Source organism: Desulforhabdus sp. TSK (assembly GCF_022836495.1).
GTDB lineage: Bacteria > Desulfobacterota > Syntrophobacteria > Syntrophobacterales > Syntrophobacteraceae > Desulforhabdus.
Genome location: NZ_BQXM01000029.1, coordinates 57520 through 63898, shown reverse-complemented (window position 1 = coordinate 63898; position 6379 = coordinate 57520). Strand labels below are relative to the sequence as shown.

Below are 6379 nucleotides of genomic sequence, written 5' to 3'. Positions count from 1 at the left end.
CCTCTCCATTATCCAGGCAATCGGTTTCTCCGCCTTTTTTCGCCCTCATGCAGGCGCGACGACGCATACCCTTGTCGTCTGATTGCCATCGGGGATTTTCTGACCGCCAGTTTCTGACCATTTCCTCGCCGCCGTCAATACCTCGGCGGCAAAAGAGTGGGCGGGAGCCCTTAAGGATCTCAGGGCATCGGTCACGGAGGAAAAAATTGAAACGAGCGGCAGGCTTTCAGACGATGACAAGAGGTTTTTGAATGAAATGTTCCGGGAGGGATGGGGCCAGGGGCAGCTCATCTCTGAAGTGACCGGGAAGCTCGGGGCTATCACAAGCAGATGTGGGGAAAGGCCATCAAGATGATGGGGCTCCCCATGGAAATGGCGGAGCGCTACAACCGCATGAGTCTCGCTCTGGCGGCTTACCGGGCGGCCAGGGGCGGGAGAGTGATCAACGAGAAGACGCTTTCAAAGATTGGCCTCAAACCCGGCGGGCAGATGAACCATGCCCGGGCGAAGGCCTTCGCCGAGGAGATCGTAAACGATGCCCATTTCATCTACGGCAAGGCCAACCGTCCCCAAGTCCTCCGGGGGACGGCTGCGGGTAAGCTCCTTTCGACCGCCTACACCTTCAGGTCCTTCACCCACAACCTTCTTTCCCTGTGGCGGTGGATGCTCCTCCACGGGGACAAGGAAGGCCGGAAGGCTTTCGCCTATTCCCTCATGGCCATGATGGCCCTGGGCGGGCTCGGCGCCGTGCCTCTATACAAGATGCTTGCGTCTCTTATCCGGCAGCTTTTCGGAAGCGACATCCTGGAAACGGGCGTCCGGTCGGCATTGCCCGCTTTTGCGCGAGACATCGTGATGTACGGAGCTCCCTCCGTGGTGGGAATCCATATCGGAGGGTCCATCCGCATGGAGCTCCCGGTCCTGGGGAGGATCCAGACGGACCGGAGCCTCTCCTCCCAGATCTCGGGAAGCATGGGGGACCTCATCGGCATCCCCTGGGCCATGCTCGAGCAGTTCACGGATGCAGTCGATGCCTTGAGACGGGGGGACCTTTACCGGGCTGGAGAGGCCGTTGCCCCCTCCGTATTCAGGAACGTCATGTCGGGATACCGGCTTTGGGCGGAGGGGCAGACGGCAATGCTGTTGATTTAAGGGGTGGCACGGGCCAAGCGAAGCTTACCCGTGACTGAATGAGCTCGCATGGGCGAGCTCCGCTTAGTCCATGGCACCCGACCCGACCGGGCAGATGAGCTTAATTCAGCAGCATTGACCGCTGCCTGACTCCTCCCACATAATCCCAACTCATGGAATACGCCGTGGACAAACCTGGTGTGCTTTCTAATCCACAACCGAGCCAGATGCGTCCCACATGGTTTCAGTCATAGAGGAGCCATCAGGGGGCTACCGAGTCGCATAGCGTGGAAATCCATATCCCCTCGTTAGCTTCCGATGATCTCGTTCAAGCCTTCAATGATTTGGTCCAATTCTCCCTGTGATACTGAGCCGATCTTCTTGCCGATCCGTTCTGTTGAGAGCGTACGGATCTGGCTGATTTTCACCCATGAGCGTTTAGGAAGTTCATTGGGGTCCAGCTCAAGAGTAAGAGGAAAACCTGCGCGCTGACGTTGGCTGGTAATCGCCACAGCGATCACTGTTCCTGAGCGTTCATTGAAAACATCCTGGCTGAGAATGACAACTGGCCTTAGGCCGGCTTGCTCTTTTCCTTTCACTGGATTCAGATCGGCCCAGCGAATCTCCCCCCTCAGTATTCCGGCCACTGCTCCAACTCCTCGTCCATAGCTTCTTCAGCCATGGCTTTCTCCACATCCGGATCAAGCTTTGCACATTCTCTGGCAAGGCGATTTCGTTCCAGTTTCTCCAGTTTTTCTTCTACTGCATCCTGAATTGCTTTACTTCGGTTCGGAAACACCCGGTCCCTTACCAGCCGATCAAGCCGGTGCAGCGTAACTTCATCCATAGTGATTGCGATCTTTGCTGAAGCCATTTTACACCTCCAGTATGATAATATGTCATACTGAGCACCAATTCAAGCACGAAAGAACCAAGCGTTGTGCCTGAGGGTTGGCGCCAAGCATAATCGGCGACGCAAAACCTGCACAGAGCTTCATTCAACAGGGCCGATTTCGCAGGAACACGAAGCATAAACGTCTGAAAGCAGAAAGCGGCTCAAAATGAGAATGAGGCAGGATGGACGTTTTCTGCAAAAATGAAATAGAGAAAAACACGCAACCCATGTCCGGCTCGCAATGCTGATAAGTTGTCCACTTGGTGTCCACATGTATCATCAACCATTAAAGACACTGTGGAGACGCGGGTTCAACTCCCGAAGTCGCCGTGTGTCATTTTGTGTGTCAGACTATATGGAAAATGATGTCAAATTACGGAAAATGACACGCGGCAAGGACGAAGGAATCAATATACACAGGCATTCAATAGACTTAAAAAGTGTATTCTCGGCCTCTCACGCCAGAGACACGGGTTCGATTCCCGTTGGGACTACCAAAGAAATTAAAGGCTCAGGAGATCGCTCCTGAGCCTTTTTTTATGACACTCATTGGTGTGGTGCTCATTCGTGGCGCTGTGGCTCTTCAACAGCTCCATCCTACCCCTGCGATTTTCGTTCGTCCTGATCTTGGCAGCTCATACGCGTTAAAGCTTTATACATTACCGAGTACAATGCCCATTCATTGGCGATGGACAGTCCTCTTCTCCTGCCGCGGAACAGGCGGGAGAAGAGGACTGGGGGTGTAGAAAACTCGCGATTTATGGCAGCACGTAACCATCAGAGAGAGTCTTCATAAATGCTACGATGGCAGCCTCCTCACGGGGTGACAGGCCCAAGTCGCCCATCTCGGCCGTGTTCACGTTTTGAGCCACTTCGGGAACCGGCCAGCCCGCACCCGGAACGTCGCGGGTATTATAGAAGTGGACAATCTCCTCCAACGACTTGAAGTAGCCGTTGTGGCCGTATGCCTTCACGAAGCGTTCGCTAGGTCGGAGATCCACGTTGCGCAGGGTTGGAACCTTATGCTTGCCCCATTCTGCCATGTAATTGATTTCCGGTTTTTTAAGGCTCTCAAGAAAGCCACCCAGGCCCGGATCCGCCCAACTGGGGTCGGCGATCGTGGCCGGGTTCAAGGGGTTCTTCGGAATGCCCAGGTTGTCGTAGGTGAAGTCGGTGAAGAGCGGCTGCTTGCCCTTGATGATATGGCAGGCCGAACACTTGGCCTTGCCCTGGAACAATGCCCGTCCCAGATGCTCCTGGGCAGTCAGTTTGGCCATCCCTTTGAGCCAGTAGTCGTACTTGGAAGTGAACGGGCTGACCTCGGAAGAGCGTTCGTAGGCAGCGATGGCGCGGCCGATGCAGTTATAAAGCTCCGCGGTGTCGGTGCCCGGGCATTGTTGCGCGAAGAGGTCTGCGTATTCTTCTGAGGCCTGGACCTTGGCCACCAGAGCAGCTGCGTCGGGGATGGCCTGCTCTTTAGGGTTCAAGAAGGGGCCCTTAGCCTGTTCAGCCAGGGGATCACCCAAGGTCCAGCCGGTGGCTCGGCCATCCCAGAACATACCGCCAACCCACTTGGTTCCATCATAGTACAGAATCGGGCTGTCCCCACCGTAGGCGGCTGAAGGTGGTTTGCGGTCGCCAAAGGCGCCTGGAATGGAGCCCTCATAGACGGCTCCATCCACATTGATAGCCTCGTCAGGACCGGTCCAACCCGACTCAGGTGCATGGCAGGTGGCGCACGACTGGTTCTCATTGAGGGACAATTTCGTGTCGAAAAACAGGTTTTTGCCCAATTGCTCCTGAGAAGTCAGGGTTGGTTGGGCGAAGGCGCCTGTTGCAACCAGCAGCAGGACGGCCGCCGACATGAGCGCCAATACCGGGATGCTTTTGCTTCGCATGGTGTTCCTCCTTTGAAATGCATGGTTATTGAACGGATGAGAAATGCGGCACTCTACGCCTCTAAAAGGAAGAGTACCTCCAGGCTAGGCGAATCGGTTTTTTCCTGATCTCACCTCCTTTCAAAAATATCTCACGCTTGCCGCCTCCCATGGCAACATTTCTCTCCTGGGTAGAGTCGCAATCCCTGTTTTTCCATAGACGGCTGCCACTGGGCTCATTCAGCCCCTATCACTCCAAGCAAACGTTCCACTAAGCCCTATAATACGACAACGAGACATTGCTCTCCCGCGTAGGGTGGGCTTTGCCCACCAACGAATGTTTTCGGCGCAGGATGGTGGGCAAAGCCCACCCTACGCAAGGACTCTCGTTATAGTACTAAAATCCAGGCACCAAACCGCGCCAAGTCATTTTCACGGGCCTATCTGCGGAGCACCATGCCGCTATGGCAGGAGGAGCGATTTCTGAGCAGTTGCCGGTTCAACAGAGGAAACGGCCCCAAATAAAAAAGCCGGACCACCTTCATGCGACTCTAACGCGGTCGCGTTCGGCAGCCCGGCTGTCTTCCATGAAGACCCGCAGCTTTCCGCCTCCAGATTGCTCGGGATTTGGCTTTGGGAAATATTTATTATTCTCGATCTCCCCCCTGTCGGAAATCCTGAGAGCCAATCAGGGGGAGCTAAACAAGATACTTGGTGTTCACAGGCTTCTCCGGAATGAGTCTGTAGAAACAAGCAAAAGTTACAGGAAAGTGCCAGCACAACATGTTGACTCCTTATAGCATACTGGGGATACAGCGCCAAGCAAGAAGTTATCTTCGATCAGGCAGCAAACGATCTGTCGCTCTTGAAGGCTGCCCGAAAACTGGGAGGCTATCTGATAATGACAAATCCCTCTCCGTTTTGCGGGGAGAGGTAAGGTGATGGAGCGGTGATTCTTGGCATTTTCACCCTCACCCCAACCCTCTCCCTCTAGGGAGAGAGGGTTTACAGACAGCTTCTCAGTGGAGTGAGGTCAGTGGCTTATAGACTTTTTGACGACAGAAGCAAGATGCCTTCTAACCCATGTTTACCATTTGGCCCCCAAACGGAGGGCAAATTGCATCGATTTTGGGGTTAAAATTGGCTCAAGCTGCAAGGCGTGTTTCATAACCACCCGAATTTATTAGGCTACATTTTTCGGATTTTTGAGTTCATGAATTCCGCCTCTCACGCCAGAGACACGGGTTCGATTCCCGTTGGGACTACCAAAGAAATTGCGGGCTCAGGAGCTTGTTCCTGGGCCCTTTTGTTTTCGTGGTGCTTCCCCGTGGTACTACGGCTCATCAACAGCTCCCTGGTACCCCTGAGATTTTCGTTCGTCCTGATCATGCCAGGTTGACGACCATTGATTGACCATGGACAATGACCATAGTAAAATGAGTAGAAATTGTCGTAAAAATCCCCCTCAATCTCCCTTTGATAATGGGGGAGGAGTTGCGTTACCCTCCTTTGATAAAAAGGGGAGGGGGGATTTTATGGATGGGGGTGTACACCACAAGTGTTCATGACCGTTATGGATTGGAGAATCCTTATGCCACAGACTGTCAGCATTTCCGAATTCAAGGCCAAATGTCTTGCACTTGTTGATTTGGTAAAGAAAACGGGGCAGCCGCTTCTTATTACGAAAAAGGGTGAACCCATTGCCCAGGTCATCCCGCCTCCGCCGAGCGAAAAGCCGCTATCATGGCTTGGTTGCATGCGAGAGACGGGAACAATCGTTGGTGACATTATCTCTCCTGCAACAGACGAAGAAGAATGGGAGGCCCTGAGAGATTGAAGCTGCTGCTGGACACTCATATCTGGCTTTGGAGTTTTCTTGAACCCGAAAGACTCGGTCAGGAGATTTCTCATGAGCTTGAAAATTCTCAAAACGAATTATGGATATCCCCCATCAGTATCTGGGAGACTCTGGTACTTGCCGAAAAAGGGCGTGTCATTCTTGATCCCGATCCCGAAACCTGGGTGCGAACGGCCCTATCCAAGGTGCCCATAAGGGAAGCCCCCATCAACACTGAGATAGCATTGCTCAGTAGAAAGATAAACCTGCCACATCAGGATCCGGCCGACCGATTCATAGCGGCAACCGCTTCAGTTTTCGGATTGATTTTGATCACCGAAGACGGAAAGCTGCACCAAGTCAAAGAAATTCAAATCCTCTCAACAAAGCTGTGTCGTTTACGCGAAGAAAAGAAGTGAGGTAGAGCGATTTTGCCGAATGACGTGTCCCGCATGGGTCACTATTTCAGCATGAAAGGTTCAGTTTTCCTCAGCATTGGCCGGTGCCGCCTGGCTTCGAGATCGGAAGAGGCGCGGTTTCGCTACCGCAGCCTGATCGTTCCCTTGGCTCAACGTTTTGAGGGTGACGGCCTTTTCCACTGGAAGCAGCTTCATCATGGAACGATGGGCAACGAATCCA

General features: G+C 53.4%; 6 protein-coding genes, 1 tRNA gene and 1 riboswitch. Of the genes, 4 read left to right on the top strand and 3 right to left on the bottom strand.

The annotated features are described in order from the left end of the window. The first annotated feature begins 351 nt into the window (after window positions 1–351). On the top strand, window positions 352–1152 hold the full coding sequence (locus tag MWC30_RS15920; protein WP_244085187.1) for a hypothetical protein: 801 nt from the start codon (window positions 352–354) through the stop codon (window positions 1150–1152). Between the two features lie 287 nt (window positions 1153–1439). Here the strand turns inward: MWC30_RS15920 and MWC30_RS15915 are convergent, their stop codons facing one another. Together MWC30_RS15915 and MWC30_RS15910 are read right to left on the bottom strand one after the other, a co-directional pair. Further along, a complete protein-coding gene (locus MWC30_RS15915) occupies window positions 1440–1778 on the bottom strand; it encodes a type II toxin-antitoxin system PemK/MazF family toxin (RefSeq protein ID WP_244085186.1) in 339 nt (112 codons plus the stop codon). Then, complete coding sequence (locus tag MWC30_RS15910; protein WP_244085185.1) at window positions 1763–2005, bottom strand: ribbon-helix-helix domain-containing protein; 243 nt, start codon at window positions 2003–2005, stop codon at window positions 1763–1765. Before MWC30_RS15910 ends, MWC30_RS15915 begins: the two co-directional genes overlap by 16 nt. 448 nt (window positions 2006–2453) lie before the next feature. Between MWC30_RS15910 and MWC30_RS15905 the strand changes: the two genes are divergently transcribed. Next, a tRNA-Glu gene (locus MWC30_RS15905) sits at window positions 2454–2523 on the top strand. Window positions 2524–2784: 261 nt separating this feature from the next. On the opposite strand, the gene MWC30_RS15900 is transcribed toward MWC30_RS15905, so the two are convergent. Next, window positions 2785–3924: a cytochrome-c peroxidase gene (locus MWC30_RS15900; protein WP_244085184.1), complete on the bottom strand. Its 1140-nt coding sequence runs from the start codon at window positions 3922–3924 to the stop codon at window positions 2785–2787. A 544-nt stretch (window positions 3925–4468) separates the two neighbouring features. Then, a riboswitch (cyclic di-GMP riboswitch) is annotated at window positions 4469–4545 on the bottom strand. Window positions 4546–5494: 949 nt separating this feature from the next. Between MWC30_RS15900 and MWC30_RS15895 the strand changes: the two genes are divergently transcribed. Together MWC30_RS15895 and MWC30_RS15890 are read left to right on the top strand one after the other, a co-directional pair. After that, entirely contained in the window at window positions 5495–5740 is a 246-nt protein-coding gene (locus MWC30_RS15895) for a type II toxin-antitoxin system Phd/YefM family antitoxin (protein WP_244085183.1), read from the top strand. Further along, the gene (locus MWC30_RS15890; RefSeq protein WP_244085182.1) at window positions 5737–6159 is read left to right on the top strand and encodes a type II toxin-antitoxin system VapC family toxin; all 423 of its coding nucleotides are present in this window, start codon (window positions 5737–5739) and stop codon (window positions 6157–6159) included. The genes MWC30_RS15895 and MWC30_RS15890 overlap by 4 nt, the downstream gene beginning before the upstream one ends. The last annotated feature ends 220 nt before the right edge of the window (window positions 6160–6379 follow it).